This window comes from Methylobacterium sp. J-026 (assembly GCF_022829585.1).
Lineage (GTDB): Bacteria > Pseudomonadota > Alphaproteobacteria > Rhizobiales > Beijerinckiaceae > Methylobacterium.
Genome location: NZ_JAKSYC010000163.1, coordinates 54,704 through 69,458, shown reverse-complemented (window position 1 = coordinate 69,458; position 14,755 = coordinate 54,704). Strand labels below are relative to the sequence as shown.

Here is a 14,755-nt window from a genome sequence, read left to right as displayed (position 1 = left end):
CGGAAAAACCCCGTCCGGCGCGCGCCGGGCGGGGTTTTTTGTTGGACGGCACCGAGGATACGATGAAGCGTGCTGCAGCGCACACTCGATCTCGCGGATGCGCACTACCTTGGCGGCATGGCTCTGAAACCCTTCTCCTATCTCATGATCGGCGTGTTCGCGTCCGGTCTCGTCATGACCGTCCTCGGCGCCGTCGGCGTCCTGGCGGGAAGTTGAAATCTGGCGCCGGCGTGAGGGTCTGCACGCATGCCGGCGCCGCATCGGTCCAGGCGCGTCCGTCCCAGATCCGGACCGAGATGGCGGCGCAGCCCCCGTCCACGGTGATGCGGTTATAGGCGTTCGGCTCATTCCCGCGCAGGCGGGTGGAGGTCGCTGAGCCCGCTTGGACCGCGAGCAACTGTCCCCGGCGGACCCGCAGCGCACCCCGATCCACCACCGCCGTGTCCGGGTCGTCCCCGCCCACGAAGCGCGCGTAGTGGCGATGCAGGTGCCCGGACAGGGTCAGCCCGACCCCGCAGCGGCGGAAGGACGCCAGTGCCAGGTCGGCACGCCCCACGAGCCGGGCTTCCGCGTCCCAGGGCGGCGGCATGAACGGGTGGTGGCCGACCACGATCTTGAACAGATGCCCGGGCATGGAAGCGAGGCGCGCCTCGGTGCGGGCGATCTGGCTGGGGCGGATCATCCCCTGCGACCAGTCCCGCTCGGCGGCCCAGCGCCGCACCGTATTGAGGCAGACGACACCGATTTCTGCATCCGCAAAACACGGTTCCGTGTCCGGCGCGATGGCCCGCCGGTAGCGGGTGAACGGCCGGAGGAAGCGCTGCGGCAGGTGATAGGGCGAGATATCGTGGTTGCCCGGCACGCCGATCCAGGGCGGCGCGAGGCGGTCCAGGAAGGCGCGGGCCTGCGCGAATTCTAGAGGCCGCGCCGCCATGGTGAAGTCCCCCGAGGCGACGATCAGGTCCGGTGCGTCCCCGTTCAGCTCGTCGACCAGGGCCTCGACCACGGCCGGGTCGGTCCGGCCGAAATGGAGGTCGGAGATGTGACTGATCCGCCTCATGTGCCCCCGATCCCGCCCTCGAAGCGCGGTCCGGCCTCGTCCGTGCGGGGCACGATCACCGTCAGGGCGTGGCGGCGGATCCGGTAGCGCAGGGGCGTCGGGATCAGCAGCACCTCGCCGTCGTTCATGACCTGCAGCGCCTGCCTGCGCGAGCCGATGGTCAGGTCGCTCACCGGCAGCCGCTCGACCTCGGGAAGCCGGCGCCAGTCGCCCAGCGCGAAGCCGAGGGCGAGCCGAAGGCTGCGCCAGACCGACAGGTCGGCGAGGACGTAGAGCGTCAGCCGGCCGGCGTCGATCGGCGCCCGCAGCAGCACCTGGCCCGGCCGCTCGACATAGTCGCCGACCACCACCGCCATCAGCCGCACCCGCAGCCGGCGCGCCGTCCCGTCGATCAGCCCGGTCACGGTGAGCCGCGGATAGCGGCCGAGATGGCGCAGCATCCCGATCGCCCAGCGCAGGAGCGTGCGGAAAGCCCGGCGCTCGCGATGCGCCTCCCGGTGGCGGGCGACCCGGGCCGGCATGCCGAGCACCGAATTGATCACGAAGCTCCGGCCGTTCACGTCGCCGACATCGATCGGGCGCCGCACGCCCGCAACGAGATTGGCGATGGCGCCGTCGAGGTCGAGGGGCAGGCCGAGATCCTTGGCCAGCAGGTTCATGGTGCCGAGCGGCAGGATGCCGAGCGGTGTCGCGTGCCCGACCAGGGCGGCGGCCGCACAGGCGACCGTGCCGTCGCCCCCGGCCACCACCACCGCGTCGATCCCCGGCTCGGCCACGGCGGCAGCAATGCGCGCCGGTAGGGACGCCCCCCGGTCGGCCTCGCCCAAGGCCTCGATCCCCGCGGCGGCAAGCCGCGCCCGGATCGCCTCCGGCGCCGCGCCGGCGCCGACGCTGCCCGATGCGGTATTGATCACCAGTGCGATGCGCATGGCTGTCCCGGGATGGTCGATCCGGCCCGCTTTGCCAGGGCTGCACGTCGTTCCCGTGTCGGTCGCGATTCGACCGACGATCCCCGCCGAATGGCGCAGCGCCCCTCGACGCCGCTCCCGCGCCTGACGTAGAAGCCTCCCGGTTTGCGCGATGCGGGACGGGGTCGGAGATCGAGATGCCGGAGACGACGCCGTTTCGCCGAATCCTCCTGAAGCTGTCGGGCGAGGCGCTCGCCGCCCCCGACGGCTACTGGCTGCATCCGCCGACGCTGGCGGCGCTCGCCGAGGACATCGCCCGCACCATCGAGACCGGCGCCGAGATCGCCATCGTGGTCGGCGGCGGCAACATGATCCGCGGAGCGACGATCTCCGCGGCCGGCTGGATCGACCGGGCCACCGGGGATTCCCTCGGGATGATGGCGACCGTGATGAACTCACTCGCCATCGAGACCGCGCTCAACGCCGCCGGCGTCCCGGCGCGGACCATGTCGGCGGTGTCGATGCCGACCATCTGCGAGACCTATGCCCGCCAGCCGGCCCTGCATCACCTCGACAAGGGCCAGGTCGTGGTCCTCGCCGGGGGCACCGGCAACCCGTTCTTCACCACCGACACCGCCGCGGTGCTGCGCGCGGCCGAACTGCGCTGCGATGCCGTGCTCAAGGCGACGCAGGTCGACGGCGTCTACTCGGCCGATCCCAAGACGGACCCGAACGCCACCCGCTACGACCGCCTGACCCATGACGAGGCGATCGCCCGCGACCTCAAGGTGATGGACACCGCCGCCTTCGCCCTGGCCCGGGAGAGCCGGCTCTCGATCGTGGTCGGCTCGCTCCACCCGCCGAGTTCCATCGCGGCGATCCTGTCCGGGGCGGCGCCCTCGACCCTGGTCTCGCCCTGACGCGCTCCGCAGGCGGGATCCGGACCCCGCGAGGTTTGCGGCCCTGAACAAATTCGTCCATTGAGGCCGCCACCGCCCGCGCCGGGCTCAAGACAACGTCAGACGTGTCGGGACGACCATCATGGCCACACCGGAATTCGACCTCAACGACATCAAGCGCCGGATGCAGGGCGCGGTCGCCTCGCTCTCGAAGGACCTCGGCTCCCTGCGCACCGGGCGCGCCACGCCGTCCCTGGTCGACCCGATCCAGGTCGATGCCTACGGCTCGCTGATGCCGATGGCCCAGGTCGCCACCGTCAGCGTGCCGGAGCCCCGGCTCCTGTCGATCTCGGTCTGGGACCGCAGCATGGTCACGGCCGTCGAGAAGGCGATCCGCGAATCCGATCTCGGCCTCAACCCGCAGACCGAGGGCCAGACCATTCGGCTGCGCATCCCCGAGATGAACGAGCAGCGCCGCAAGGAGATGGTCAAGGTCGCCCACAAATACACCGAGGAGGCCCGCGTCGCCGTGCGCCACGTCCGCCGGGACGGGCTCGACCACCTCAAGAAGCTCCTGAAGGACAGCGCCATCTCGGAGGACGACGAGAAGCGCCAGGCCGCCGACGTGCAGAAGGCGACCGACCAGTTCATCGCCGAGATCGACGGCGTGCTGGCCTCCAAGGAGAAGGAGATCATGCAGGTCTGAGTTGGCCGGCGAGGCGCGCGTGACCTCCGCGGCGGCACCGGCCGCGCGTCCGAAGGGACGGCGCGAGCTGTGGCTTCGCGTCGCCTCGGGCCTCGTGCTCGGGACCGGCGTTCTGGCCGCCCTGGTCTATGGCGGTTGGCCCTTCGCGGGGATCTGGCTCGCCGCCGGCATCGTCGGCTTCGCCGAGTGGATGGTGATGAGCCGCACCGAGCCGCGGGAGGTGCTGATCGCGCTGGGGGCTGCGACCCTCGCCGCCCTGCTGCTCTGCGCGCGCGGCGGCGCCCCGGCGCCCGCCTGCCTCGCCGTCCTGATCCTCGGCGCCGCGGCCTGCGCCACGGTGGCACGGACCGGCCGCGGGCGGCTGCGGGCGCTTGTCGGGATCCTCGGCGCGGGGGCGATCGCGGCGGTGCCGGTCGCCCTGCGCGACGACCCCGCCATCGGCCTTGTCGGCCCGGCCTGGATGTTTGCCGTGGTCTGGTCCACGGACATCGCCGCCTATTTCGCCGGCCGGAAGATCGGCGGCCCCAAGCTGATGCCCCGGGTCTCGCCCAACAAGACGTGGTCGGGGGCGCTGGGCGGTCTGATCGGCGCGGTCGCGGCCGGGACGCTGGTGCCGGTCGTCGCCGACCTCGCCGGGATGACCCTGCCGAGCACCGCCTCCCTGCCGGTGGTGGCCGGCGTGAGCGCGCTCGCCTCCGTTCTGAGCCAGGCGGGCGATCTCATCGAATCCGGTCTCAAGCGCCGCTACGGCGTGAAGGATTCCGGAAAGCTCATCCCGGGCCATGGCGGCGTCATGGACCGGCTCGACGGATTTTTCGCCGTCGCCCTGTTGGCGGCGCTGTACCTGGCCCTGCGCGGCGGCGGGCTGATCGCGTGACGACGAGGGAGTTGAACCCGTGAGCCAGATCGTCACCGTCTTCGGCGCCACCGGCTCGATCGGGCGTTCCACCGCCGACCTGGTCGCCCAGCACGCGGACCGGTTCCGGGTCGCCGCGCTGGTCGGCGGCAAGGATCCCGTCGCCCTGGCCAAGATGGCGCGCGACCTGAACGCGTCCTTCGCGGCCCTCGCCGACGAATCCGCCGGGCCCGCGCTCGCCGAGGCCCTGTCGGGCTCCGGCATCCCCAGCGGCGCGGGGGAGGGGGCCGTCATGGAGGCGGTCGCCCGGGACGCCGACATCGTGGTGGCGGCGGTGAGCGGGGCTGCGGGCCTGAAATCCACCCACGCGGCGCTCCGTCTCGGGCGCACGGTCGCGCTCGCCAACAAGGAGAGCCTCGTCTGCGCCGGCGACGCCTTCATGCGCGACGCGGCGCGCTACGGCGCCACGATCCTGCCGATGGATTCCGAGCACGACGCCCTGAACCAGGCGCTCGCCGGACGGCCGCTGGCCGACGTCCGTACCATGATGATCACGGCCTCGGGCGGGCCGTTCCGGACCTGGACCCGCGAGCGGATCGCCGCCGCCTCCGCCACCGAGGCCGCCGCCCATCCGACCTGGTCGATGGGCATGAAGATCAACATCGATTCCGCAAGCCTGATGAACAAGGGCCTCGAGCTGATCGAGGCGCACCACCTGTTCGGGATCGAGCCCGAACGCCTCGACGTCGTCGTGCACCCGCAATCGGTCATCCACGGGATGGTCTACTGGCTGGACGGGGCCGTGACCGCCGAGCTGGCGCTGCCCGACATGCGCGTGCCGATCTCGCACTGCCTCGGCCTCGGCGACCGGCTGACCATCGCCCGCGGCCGGCCCCTCGACCTCGTCAAGCTCGGATCGCTGACCTTCGAGGCCGCGGACGAGGACCGCTTCCCCTGCCTGCGGATCGCCCGGGCCGCCCTGGCGGCCGGCGGCGCGGCGCCGACCGTGATGAACGCCGCCAACGAGATCGCGGTGGCGGCGTTCATCGCCGGCCGGATCGGCTTCTACGGGATCAGCGACCTCGTCGAGCGGGCCTGCGGCCACTTCGCCGGGCTGTACCGGACCGCGCCGGCCGACGTGGACGAGGCGCTCTCCATCGACGCTCATGTCCGGGTCTGGAGCACCGAGGCCCTGCCGGAGCTGCGCGCCGCGGGCTGAGAGCGGCGCGGGTCAGGGCGTCGGCCCGTATCCGGCCAGGAACATCCGCACCGCCTCGTCCACCTGGTGCTGCCGGCCGGCCGCGTCGGCGATGCCGCCCGCGCCGAACAGGAGGCGCGTCAGCAGGCCGGCCTGGCAGAGATGCAGGAAATGGCGGGCGGCGAGTTCCGTGTCGGCGATCCGCAGCCGACCGGCCTGGACCTGCGCGTCGAGATAACCCGACAGACGCTCGACGCCGCAGGCCGGCCCGGCCTCGTAATAGACTTGCCCGAAGCGTGGGAACTTCTCGCTGGCCCCGATCACCATGCGGACCAGGGAGACGTGTTCGGGCCGGCACATCTCGCTGAGGAAGCTCACGCCGAGCCGGTTCAGCACCCCTGGGACGTCGGGATCGTCCGCGTCGAGGGTGAACAGCGCCTCGGCCAGGCGGCTCTTCTCCTGAATGGTCAGCGCCTCGAACAACGCCTCCTTACTGTCGAAATAGACGTAGAGCGTGCCCTTGGAGACCCCGGCGGCCCGGGCGATCTCGCCCATGCTGGCCCCGTCGAACCCGGACCCCAGGAACACCCGGCGGGCGCCGTCGAGGATCTGCCGACGCTTGTCGCCTTCGTGCTGGGCCTGTCCCCGCTCCAGCACCGCACCTTGAGCCATGGTTTCGCTCCGCGTCCGAGACGCTGTCACGCTTGACCGAACCGTTCGGTCAACGTAACCTGAGGCGCTTTCGGAGTCGCGTCAAGGCGGTGCCGAATTTTTGACCGAACGGTTCGGTCACTATCCGTGAGGTGGTGCGATGTCTCTCCGCGAGGAGGCCGATCGGCCGTCCCCCACCGGCGAATGCGGTGACGAGACGCGCGCCGAGACCACGACACCGCGTGCACCCGCCCCCGCCGCGCCAGAGCCGACCATGCCCGTCGTGGATGCGGCCCCCGCCCGCAAGCGCCCGCTCCGGCGAGTCGTCCTGCTCGCCGCGCTGGTGGCCGCGCTCGGCATCGGCTCGTCTGTCGCCTGGCAGTGGTGGACGGTCGGACGCTTCTTCGTCGCGACCGACGATGCCTACGTGCAGGCCGACATCTCGGTTCTCGCCGCGAAGGTCTCGGGCTACCTCGAATCCGTCCCGGTGGTGAACGGCGTGTCGGTCAGGAAGGGCGACGTGATCGCCAAGCTCGACGACGGCGATTACCGCCTCGCCCTCCAGGCCGCGCAGGACAAGCTCGCCACCCAGGAGAGCACCATCGCCCGGATCGCCCGGCAGGCCGAGGCGGCCCAGGCGCAGGTCGCCCAGGCCGCCGCGCAGCTCGACGCAACCCGGGCCGACGCCGTCCGGGCCCAGGCGGATTTCGCCCGGTCGATGCAGATGCAGGCGGATTACGTCGCCAAGTCGCGCATCGACCAGACCCGCGCCGACCGCGACCGGACCGAGGCCTCGGTGAAGGCCATGGAGGCCGGCCTCGCCGCAGCGCGGGCCAATGTCGACGTCCTCCAGGCGCAGAAGCGCGAAGCCGAGAGCGTGGCGGCGGAACTTCGCACCGCCGTTGACCGGGCCCGCCGCGACCTCGACTTCTCGGTGATCCGCGCGCCCTTCGACGGGGTCGTCGGCAACAAGGCCGTGGAGGCCGGCGCCTACGTCGCGCCCGGGACCCGGATCGCCGCCCTCGTGCCGCTCCAGAGCGTGCACATCGACGCGAACTTCAAGGAGACCCAGGTCCAGCGCATGCGCCCGGGCCAGCCGGTGACGGTCACGGTCGACGCCTATCCGGACCGGGAGATCCAGGGGGTGGTGGAATCGTTCTCGCCGGCCTCCGGGTCGGTGTTCAGCCTCCTGCCGCCCGACAACGCCACCGGCAACTTCACCAAGATCGTTCAGCGCCTGCCGGTGCGGGTGCGCGTGCCCGAGGCGGTGGCCCGCGAGGGCCTGCTGCGGCCGGGCCTATCGGCGGTGGTGCGGGTCGATACCCGCGCCGGCGCGGACCGCTCGGTCCTCGACCGGGCCGCCGCCGGGCCGCCGGTCAGCACCGCGCTCCGCTGAGCCGGTCCATGGCCGCCACCGCCGCCCTGACGCCCGGCGCGCCGGCCCGCGCCGCCGAGCCCCCGCTGGACCGCCGCCGCATGGTGGCGTTCGTCTGCATGGTCTTCGGGATGTTCATGGCGATCCTGGACATCCAGATCGTCTCGGCTTCCCTGAACGAGATCCAGGCCGGCCTGTCGGCCTCGGGCGACGAGATCCCCTGGGTGCAGACCAGCTACCTTATCGCCGAGGTGATCTCGATCCCGCTCTCCGGCACCCTGTCCCGGGTGCTCTCGACCCGCTGGATGTTCGCGATCTCGGCGGGCGGCTTCACGCTGATGAGCCTGATGTGCGCCACCTCCACGTCGATCGGCGAGATGATCGTCTGGCGGGCCGCGCAGGGCTTCATCGGCGGCGGCATGATCCCGACCGTGTTCGCGGCCGCCTTCACGATCTTCCCGCCCTCGAAGCGCACCATCGTCTCGCCGATGATCGGCCTCGTGGCGACCCTGGCGCCGACCATCGGCCCCACGGTCGGCGGCTACCTGACCGACCTGATGTCCTGGCACTGGCTGTTCCTGATCAACGTCGTGCCCGGCATCTTCGTCACGGTCTCGACCTGGATCCTGGTCGATTTCGACAAGCCCAACCACGCGCTCCTGCAGGCCTTCGACTGGCTGGGCCTGGTCTTCATGGCGGGCTTCCTGGGCTGCCTCGAATACGTGCTGGAGGAGGGCCCGAACCACGATTGGCTGCAGGACGAGGCGGTGTTCGCCTGCGCGGTGATCTGCGGCGTCTCGGGGCTGCTGTTCTTCTGGCGGGTGTTCACGGCGAAGCAGCCGATCGTGGACCTGCGCGCCTTCTCCGACCGCAACTTCGCCAGCGGCTGCGTCGCGAGCTTCGTCCTGGGCATCGGGCTCTACGGGCTCACCTACATCTACCCGGTCTATCTCGCCCGGGTGCGCGGCTACTCGGCGCTGATGATCGGCGAGACGATGTTCGTCTCCGGGCTGTTCATGTTCATCACCGCGCCGATCGCCGGCCGGCTCTCGGGCAAGCTCGACCCGCGGATCATGATGGGGCTCGGCTTCGCGGGCTTCGCCTGCGGCACCTGGATCGTCACCGGCCTCACCAAGGATTGGGACTTCAGGGAACTGCTGCTGCCGCAGATCCTGCGCGGCTGCTCGCTCATGCTGTGCATGATCCCGATCAACAACATCGCGCTGGGCACCCTGCCGCCGGCCCGGATGAAGAACGCCTCCGGCCTGTTCAACCTCACCCGCAACCTCGGCGGCGCCGTCGGTCTCGCCCTGATCAACACGGTCCTCAACGACCGGTGGGACCTGCATCTCGCCCGGTTGCACGAGCGCTTCAGCTGGACGAGCACCGCCGCCCTGGAGCGCCTCGACAGCCTCCAGCGCGGCTTCGAATCCTTCGGCAGCGCCGCCCCCGACATGGCGCTGAAGGCCATGACCAACACGGTGCGGATCCAGGGCCTGGTGATGGCCTTCGAGGACGTGTTCCTCGCCCTCACCGTGTTGTTCCTGGCGATGGCCTGCGCGGTGCCGCTGGTTCGGCGCCCGCGCGGGGGGCCCGGGGGCGGCGGGGGCCACTGACGGCCCAGCCCCCCGGGGGCCGCGACGCTGCGCGATCCCGCGCAGGATTGCGTTGGCGGTGCGCCCCCCCGATCTGCTAGGATGTCGGGATGTGCCGGAGCGGGATACCGGCGCCAAGGCGGCCAGGGATCGGCTTATGGACTTCCTCAACGCGATGGGCGGCACCGCCGGTGGCTTCTTCGGCGCCCTGATCCCGTTCCTGTTCGTGCTCACCGTCGTGGTGTTCGTGCACGAGATGGGCCACTTCCTGGTCGGCCGCTGGTGCGGCGTCGGCGTCCACGCCTTCTCCCTCGGCTTCGGGCCGGAACTGTTCGGCTTCAACGACCGCCGCGGCACCCGCTGGAAGCTCTGTGCGATCCCCCTCGGCGGCTACGTGAAGTTCCACGGCGACGTGAACGGGGCGAGCATGCCCGACCCCGAGGCCGTCGCCCGGATGAGCCCGCAGGAGCGGGCGATCAGCTTCCCGACCCAGCCCGTGGCCAAGCGCGCCGCGATCGTCGCCGCCGGCCCGGTGGCGAATTTCATCCTGGCGATCCTGCTCTTCGCCGGCGCGATCTGGCTCGGCGGACGCTACGAATTGCCCGCCCGGGTTTCCTCGGTGGAGCCGGGCAGCGTCGCCGCCCAGGCCGGGTTCCAGCCGGGCGACGTGATCACCGCCATCGACGGTGAAACGATCGGCGACTTCAACGCCATGTATCGGACGGTGACGGGCAGCGCCGGGACGCCGCTGACCTTTACGGTGGAGCGCGACGATCACCCGATCACCATCCAGGCGACCCCCGCCACCTTCGAGGAGAAGACGCCGTTCGGCCGCCACCGGATCGGCCGGCTGGGCATCCGCTCGCCGGCCGGGTCCGAGGCCCGCCTCGTGCGCTACGGGCCCGTCGAGTCCCTGAACCTCGGCGTGAAGGAGACCTACTTCGTCGTCGAGCGGACCTTCTCGTATCTCGGCAAGCTCGCCACCGGCCGCGAATCCGCCGACCAGCTCTCGGGTCCGATCGGCATCGCCCGCGTCTCCGGCGAGGTCGCCAAAACCGGCGGCGTCGGCGGCCTCGTCGGGCTGATTGCGCTCCTATCGGTCTCGATCGGCCTGCTGAATCTGTTCCCGGTGCCGCTGCTCGATGGCGGCCACCTGCTGTTCTACGCCTTCGAGGTGGTCCGGGGCCGCCCGCTCAGCGAGCGCGCCCAGGAGATCGGCTTCCGGATCGGCCTCGCGCTGGTCCTGATGCTGATGCTGTTCGCCGCCTGGAACGACATCCTCAACCTCGGCGCGTCCTGGCGGAACACCTAATCCGGAGGCGTTGCGGACCGGCGGGAGGCGCCTGGGGATCCTGTCCGATCTCCACCGGAAACGATGCCTGATTCCCGCCGCGATCCGGCCCCGAAGCCGCCCGATCTCGGCCCCGCCGACGGGTCAAAATCCGGTTAACAGGCCGTGACCACGTTCCTCTGCGGGCGTGAAAAATCGCGCTGTGGCAGGTGTTTACGCGGCGTTTACCACGATCCGCCGTTTGCCGACCGACGGGGCGCTTCGTTAAGTGGCGCGAAGGCCACGACCCCCCAAAATCCCCTGACGATGGCCTCCCGCGCGTTTGCTTGGCAGGGGAATCCCGCTAAGAGCTACGCTTGGACCGAAGCCACGCTTGGACCAGGTGATCAGGACGGCCGACCAACGGTCGCCTGTGACGGGCTAACCCCCGCGACCAGAACAGAAACGGGCGATTGCATGATGTCGTTGACGGGGAAGCACCGACGCAAGTCGGTGCGGAGAACCATCGTCCTAGTCACTGCTGGTCTTGGCGTCGTCCTGGGCGGGGCGGCCCAGGCGCAGCAGATCGTCGTCCAGGGCAACCAGCGCGTCGATGCCGATACGGTCCGGTCCTACGTGACCGGCACGGCGTCGGGTTCGGCCGAGGAGGCCCGCCGCAATCTGCTGGCGAGCGGCATGTTCTCGGACGTGAAGGTCGCCCAGTCGGGCGGGCGCACGGTGGTCACCGTCCGCGAGAACAACCTGATCAACCGCGTGGTCTTCGAGGGCAACAAGAAGATCGAGAAGGCGACCCTGGAGGGCGTGGTCGAGGCCAAGGCCCGCGGCCCCTACAGCGAGGCGATCGTCAACGCCGATCTGGCGCGCATCCGCGACGTCTACAAGCGCTTCGGCCGCGGCACCGCCAAGGTGACCTACCGCACCGTCGACCTGCCCAACGGCCGCGTCGACGTGATCTACCAGGTCGACGAGGGCGACAAGACCGGCATCATCTCGATCAACTTCGTCGGCAACAACGCCTATTCGGACCGGACCCTGAAGGGGCTGATGAGCTCCTCGGAGATGAACTTCCTGTCGTTCATCAAGACCTCCGATGTCTACGATCCCGACCGTATCACCAACGACCTCGACCAGGTGCGCCGCTACTACCTGAAGAACGGCTACGCCGATTTCCAGGTGGTGAGCGCCGACGCCCGCTACGTCGAGGGCGAGTCCTCCGGCTACGTCATCACCGTCACGGTGAACGAGGGCGAGCAGTACAAGGTCGGCGCGGTCCAGGTGGATACGCGCCTGCCCGGGCTCGATACCGCCCGGCTCGACGGCGGCATCACGGCCGCCGTGGGTGACGTCTACAACGCCGACGATGTCGAGAAGACGCTGAACAACGTCACCCGCGAGGTGAACCGCGCGGGCTACCCGTTCGCGCAGGTCCGCCCGACCGGCCAGCGCGACCCGGCGACCCACCAGGTCTCCCTGGGCTTCGTGGTCGAGGACGGCCCGCACGTCTACGTCGAGCGCATCAACATCCGGGGCAACACCCGCACCCGCGACTACGTCATCCGCCGCGAACTCGATATCGCCGAGGGCGACGCCTACAATCGCGTGCTCACCGACCGCGCCGAGCGGCGCCTGAACGGGCTGGGCTTCTTCAAGAAGGTCCGCTTCTCCAACGAGCCGGGCTCGGCCCCGGACCGGGTGGTGATCAACATCGACGTTGAGGATCAGCCCACGGGCTCGTTCTCGGTGGCCGGTGGCTACTCCACCCAGGACGGCATCATCGGCGAGGTCTCGGTCTCCGAGTCGAACTTCCTCGGCCGCGGCCAGTATGTCCGCCTCGCGGGCACCGGCGGCCAGTACTCGCGCGGCGTCGACTTCTCGTTCACCGAGCCGTACTTCCTCGGCTACCGCCTCGCCGCCGGCTTCGACGCCTTCTACAAGTACTCCGACCTGACCCGGTACTCGCGCTACGAGACCACGGTCTATGGCGGGCAGCTCCGCCTCGGCCTGCCGATCACCGAGGAGTTCGGCGTCACGCTGCGCTACTCGCTGTACAACACCGAGCTGAAGGTGCCGAACACCCTGAAGCGGCCGTACAACGATTGCTCGGTGCCGATCCCCGGCTACACCGCCACCTACGCGGCGGGCACGATCGACCCGAATACCGGCCGCAACATCGGCGGGCAGGCGCTCTACCCGAACTGCGCCTATGACGGCGAGGCCTCGATCGCCATCAAGGGCTCGCAGGGCAACACGCTGACCTCCCTGGCCGGCCTGACGCTCGCCTACTCGACCCTCGACGTCGTCGGCGCGCCCCATAACGGCCTCTACGCCGAGCTGAAGCCCGACGTGGCCGGCCTCGGCGGCGACTCCAAGTTCTTCCGCGTGACCGCCGATGCGCGCTACTACAAGGAGCTCTTCGAGGACGTGATCGGCTTCGTCCGGTTCCAGGGCGGCCACATCCAGTCGATCAACGGCCAGCCCCTGCGGGTCACCGACGAGTTCTTCCTCGGCCCGTCGCTGGTCCGCGGCTTCGCGCCGAACGGCATCGGTCCGCGCGACGTCGGCATCGCCGACGCCCGCTCGAACGCGATCGGCGGCTCGACCTATATCGGCGGTACCCTCGAAGTGCAGTTCCCGCTGCCGGGCGTCCCGCGCGACCTGGGCCTGAAGGGCGCGCTCTTCGCCGATGCCGGCACGCTGTTCGGCTATCACAGCAAGCGCAGCTTCGACGTGAACGGCGACGGGTTCATCAACGGCACCGCGCCGCAGACCGGAAAGTGCAACTTCTCGGCCTTCACCATCGGCGTCGAGCCGGAATGCGTGAACGTCCGCGACACCGCCGCGATCCGCTCCTCGGTGGGCGCGTCCATCCTGTGGAACTCGCCGCTCGGCCCGATCCGCTTCGACTACGCCTACGCCCTGACGAAGGACGAGGGTCAGTCCGTGTACGTGCCGCTGCTCAACAAGATCGGGCATATCGGCAAGGATCAGACCCAGGCGTTCCGCTTCTCCGGCGGCTCGCGCTTCTGATCAAAATCTCAAGCGCGCCGGCCGGATCACCCGGGCCGGCGCGTTATCGCGCATGACCGACCTCATCTTCTTCGCCGCCGCGGCAGATCTGACCCTCGCGGAGATCGCGGGGGTCGCCGGCGCCGCCCTCCCGGAGGGCGCCGATCCGCAAGCTCGGCTCGTCGGTGCGGCGCCCCTGGAAAATGCGGGGCCGCAGCACCTCGCCTACATGGACAATGCCCGCTACGGCGACGCGCTGGCCACGACCCGGGCGGGCGCCTGCCTGGTCTCGCCACGGTTCGTGGCCCGGTGCCCGGCCGGGACCGTCGCCCTGGTCAGCCGCGATCCCTACCGCGCCTACGCCACGCTGCTCGGGCGCCTTCACCCCGACGCCCTGCGTCCCGGCTCGCAATTCGCCGCCCGCGGCATCGCCCCGGGGGCCCATGTCCATCCGGAGGCCCGGCTCGAGGACGGCGTCACGGTCGATCCGGGTGCGGTGATCGGCCCGGGCGCCGAGATCGGGGCGGGGACGGTGGTCGGCCCGAACGCGGTGATTGGCCCGGGCGTGCGCATCGGGCGCGACTGCGCGATCGGCGCCGGCACGACCCTCAGCCACGCCCTGCTGGGGAACCGGGTGATCCTCCACCCGGGGGCGCGGCTCGGCCAGGACGGGTTCGGCTTCGCCATGGGCGCGACGCATCTCAAGGTCCCGCAGATCGGCCGGGTGATCGTGCAGGACGATGTCGAGATCGGCGCCAACACCACGATCGACCGGGGCGCCTCGCGCGATACGGTGATCGGGGAGGGGACCAAGATCGACAACCTCGTGCAGATCGCCCACAACGTCGTCATCGGGCGCCACTGCGTGATCGTATCCGGGGTCGGCATCTCCGGCTCGACCACGCTGGAGGATTACGTGGTCCTCGGCGGGCAGGTGGGGGTGGTGGGCCATCTGCGCATCGGACGCGGCGCGCAGATCGCCGGCTCGTCCAACGTCAACCGCGACGTGCCCCCGGGCAGCCGCTGGGGCGGGACGCCGGCCAAGCCGGTCCGGGCCTGGTTCCGCGAGCTGACGACGCTGGCGCGCCTCGCCGAGCGCTCCGGGAAGGCCCCGGCGGAGGACGAGGCCTGAGCCCTCCCGGATCCGGCCGGTTTGTCCGGAAGGCCTTGCGCTTCCGGCGATTTCTTCCGAAGAGAGCGCTCTGTCCGC

13 protein-coding genes are annotated in these 14,755 nt (G+C 70.5%); 10 read left to right on the top strand and 3 right to left on the bottom strand.

The window, feature by feature from the left end; genetic code table 11:
- Positions 1 to 69: 69 nt before the first annotated feature.
- Positions 70 to 216 carry a hypothetical protein gene (locus tag MKK69_RS15650; RefSeq protein ID WP_243969205.1) on the top strand — a complete coding sequence of 49 codons (147 nt, stop codon included), beginning with the start codon at positions 70 to 72 and terminating at the stop codon, positions 214 to 216.
- On the opposite strand, the gene MKK69_RS15645 is transcribed toward MKK69_RS15650, so the two are convergent.
- Together MKK69_RS15645 and MKK69_RS15640 are read right to left on the bottom strand one after the other, a co-directional pair.
- Positions 173 to 1,060: a metallophosphoesterase family protein gene (locus tag MKK69_RS15645; RefSeq protein ID WP_243969204.1), complete on the bottom strand. Its 888-nt coding sequence runs from the start codon at positions 1,058 to 1,060 to the stop codon at positions 173 to 175. The two genes, MKK69_RS15650 and MKK69_RS15645, sit on opposite strands and share 44 nt — an antisense overlap.
- Positions 1,057 to 1,989: a diacylglycerol/lipid kinase family protein gene (locus MKK69_RS15640; RefSeq protein ID WP_243969202.1), complete on the bottom strand. Its 933-nt coding sequence runs from the start codon at positions 1,987 to 1,989 to the stop codon at positions 1,057 to 1,059. Before MKK69_RS15640 ends, MKK69_RS15645 begins: the two co-directional genes overlap by 4 nt.
- 176 nt (positions 1,990 to 2,165) lie before the next feature.
- Here MKK69_RS15640 and pyrH point away from each other — a divergent pair, with 176 nt between their 5' ends.
- The 4 genes from pyrH (at position 2,166) to dxr (ending at position 5,648) form a co-directional block, all read left to right on the top strand.
- Positions 2,166 to 2,888: a UMP kinase gene (gene pyrH, locus MKK69_RS15635; protein WP_243969200.1), complete on the top strand. Its 723-nt coding sequence runs from the start codon at positions 2,166 to 2,168 to the stop codon at positions 2,886 to 2,888.
- A gap of 121 nt (positions 2,889 to 3,009) precedes the next feature.
- On the top strand, positions 3,010 to 3,573 hold the full coding sequence (frr, locus tag MKK69_RS15630) for a ribosome recycling factor (RefSeq protein WP_243969198.1): 564 nt from the start codon (positions 3,010 to 3,012) through the stop codon (positions 3,571 to 3,573).
- Between the two features lie 19 nt (positions 3,574 to 3,592).
- A complete protein-coding gene (locus MKK69_RS15625; protein WP_243969196.1) occupies positions 3,593 to 4,450 on the top strand; it encodes a phosphatidate cytidylyltransferase in 858 nt (285 codons plus the stop codon).
- 19 nt (positions 4,451 to 4,469) lie between these two features.
- Complete coding sequence (gene dxr, locus MKK69_RS15620) at positions 4,470 to 5,648, top strand: 1-deoxy-D-xylulose-5-phosphate reductoisomerase (RefSeq protein WP_243969194.1); 1,179 nt, start codon at positions 4,470 to 4,472, stop codon at positions 5,646 to 5,648.
- Positions 5,649 to 5,660: 12 nt separating this feature from the next.
- Here dxr and MKK69_RS15615 read toward each other — a convergent pair whose 3' ends face one another.
- Entirely contained in the window at positions 5,661 to 6,299 is a 639-nt protein-coding gene (locus tag MKK69_RS15615) for a TetR/AcrR family transcriptional regulator (protein ID WP_243969193.1), read from the bottom strand.
- Between the two features lie 139 nt (positions 6,300 to 6,438).
- Here MKK69_RS15615 and MKK69_RS15610 point away from each other — a divergent pair, with 139 nt between their 5' ends.
- The 5 genes from MKK69_RS15610 (at position 6,439) to lpxD (ending at position 14,677) form a co-directional block, all read left to right on the top strand.
- Positions 6,439 to 7,674: an HlyD family secretion protein gene (locus tag MKK69_RS15610; RefSeq protein ID WP_243969191.1), complete on the top strand. Its 1,236-nt coding sequence runs from the start codon at positions 6,439 to 6,441 to the stop codon at positions 7,672 to 7,674.
- 8 nt (positions 7,675 to 7,682) lie between these two features.
- Positions 7,683 to 9,269 (top strand): DHA2 family efflux MFS transporter permease subunit, encoded by a 1,587-nt coding sequence (locus tag MKK69_RS15605; protein ID WP_243969189.1) that lies wholly within the window; start codon positions 7,683 to 7,685, stop codon positions 9,267 to 9,269.
- 136 nt (positions 9,270 to 9,405) lie between these two features.
- Positions 9,406 to 10,560, top strand: a complete 1,155-nt coding sequence (locus MKK69_RS15600; RefSeq protein ID WP_243969188.1) for a M50 family metallopeptidase — start codon at positions 9,406 to 9,408, stop codon at positions 10,558 to 10,560.
- 435 nt (positions 10,561 to 10,995) lie between these two features.
- Entirely contained in the window at positions 10,996 to 13,566 is a 2,571-nt protein-coding gene (bamA, locus tag MKK69_RS15595; RefSeq protein WP_243969186.1) for an outer membrane protein assembly factor BamA, read from the top strand.
- A 52-nt stretch (positions 13,567 to 13,618) separates the two neighbouring features.
- Positions 13,619 to 14,677: a UDP-3-O-(3-hydroxymyristoyl)glucosamine N-acyltransferase gene (lpxD, locus tag MKK69_RS15590; protein ID WP_243969184.1), complete on the top strand. Its 1,059-nt coding sequence runs from the start codon at positions 13,619 to 13,621 to the stop codon at positions 14,675 to 14,677.
- The last annotated feature ends 78 nt before the right edge of the window (positions 14,678 to 14,755 follow it).

What these genes read in the sequence shown, in the direction of transcription:
- bamA (WP_243969186.1), top strand. Translation starts at nt 10,996, where the DNA reads ATGATGTCGTTGACGGGGAAGCACCGACGCAAGTCGGTGCGGAGAACC.
- frr (WP_243969198.1), top strand. Translation starts at nt 3,010, where the DNA reads ATGGCCACACCGGAATTCGACCTCAACGACATCAAGCGCCGGATGCAG.
- MKK69_RS15615 (WP_243969193.1), bottom strand. Translation starts at nt 6,299, where the DNA reads ATGGCTCAAGGTGCGGTGCTGGAGCGGGGACAGGCCCAGCACGAAGGC.
- lpxD (WP_243969184.1), top strand. Translation starts at nt 13,619, where the DNA reads ATGACCGACCTCATCTTCTTCGCCGCCGCGGCAGATCTGACCCTCGCG.
- MKK69_RS15645 (WP_243969204.1), bottom strand. Translation starts at nt 1,060, where the DNA reads ATGAGGCGGATCAGTCACATCTCCGACCTCCATTTCGGCCGGACCGAC.
- MKK69_RS15605 (WP_243969189.1), top strand. Translation starts at nt 7,683, where the DNA reads ATGGCCGCCACCGCCGCCCTGACGCCCGGCGCGCCGGCCCGCGCCGCC.
- pyrH (WP_243969200.1), top strand. Translation starts at nt 2,166, where the DNA reads ATGCCGGAGACGACGCCGTTTCGCCGAATCCTCCTGAAGCTGTCGGGC.
- MKK69_RS15600 (WP_243969188.1), top strand. Translation starts at nt 9,406, where the DNA reads ATGGACTTCCTCAACGCGATGGGCGGCACCGCCGGTGGCTTCTTCGGC.
- MKK69_RS15610 (WP_243969191.1), top strand. Translation starts at nt 6,439, where the DNA reads ATGTCTCTCCGCGAGGAGGCCGATCGGCCGTCCCCCACCGGCGAATGC.
- MKK69_RS15640 (WP_243969202.1), bottom strand. Translation starts at nt 1,989, where the DNA reads ATGCGCATCGCACTGGTGATCAATACCGCATCGGGCAGCGTCGGCGCC.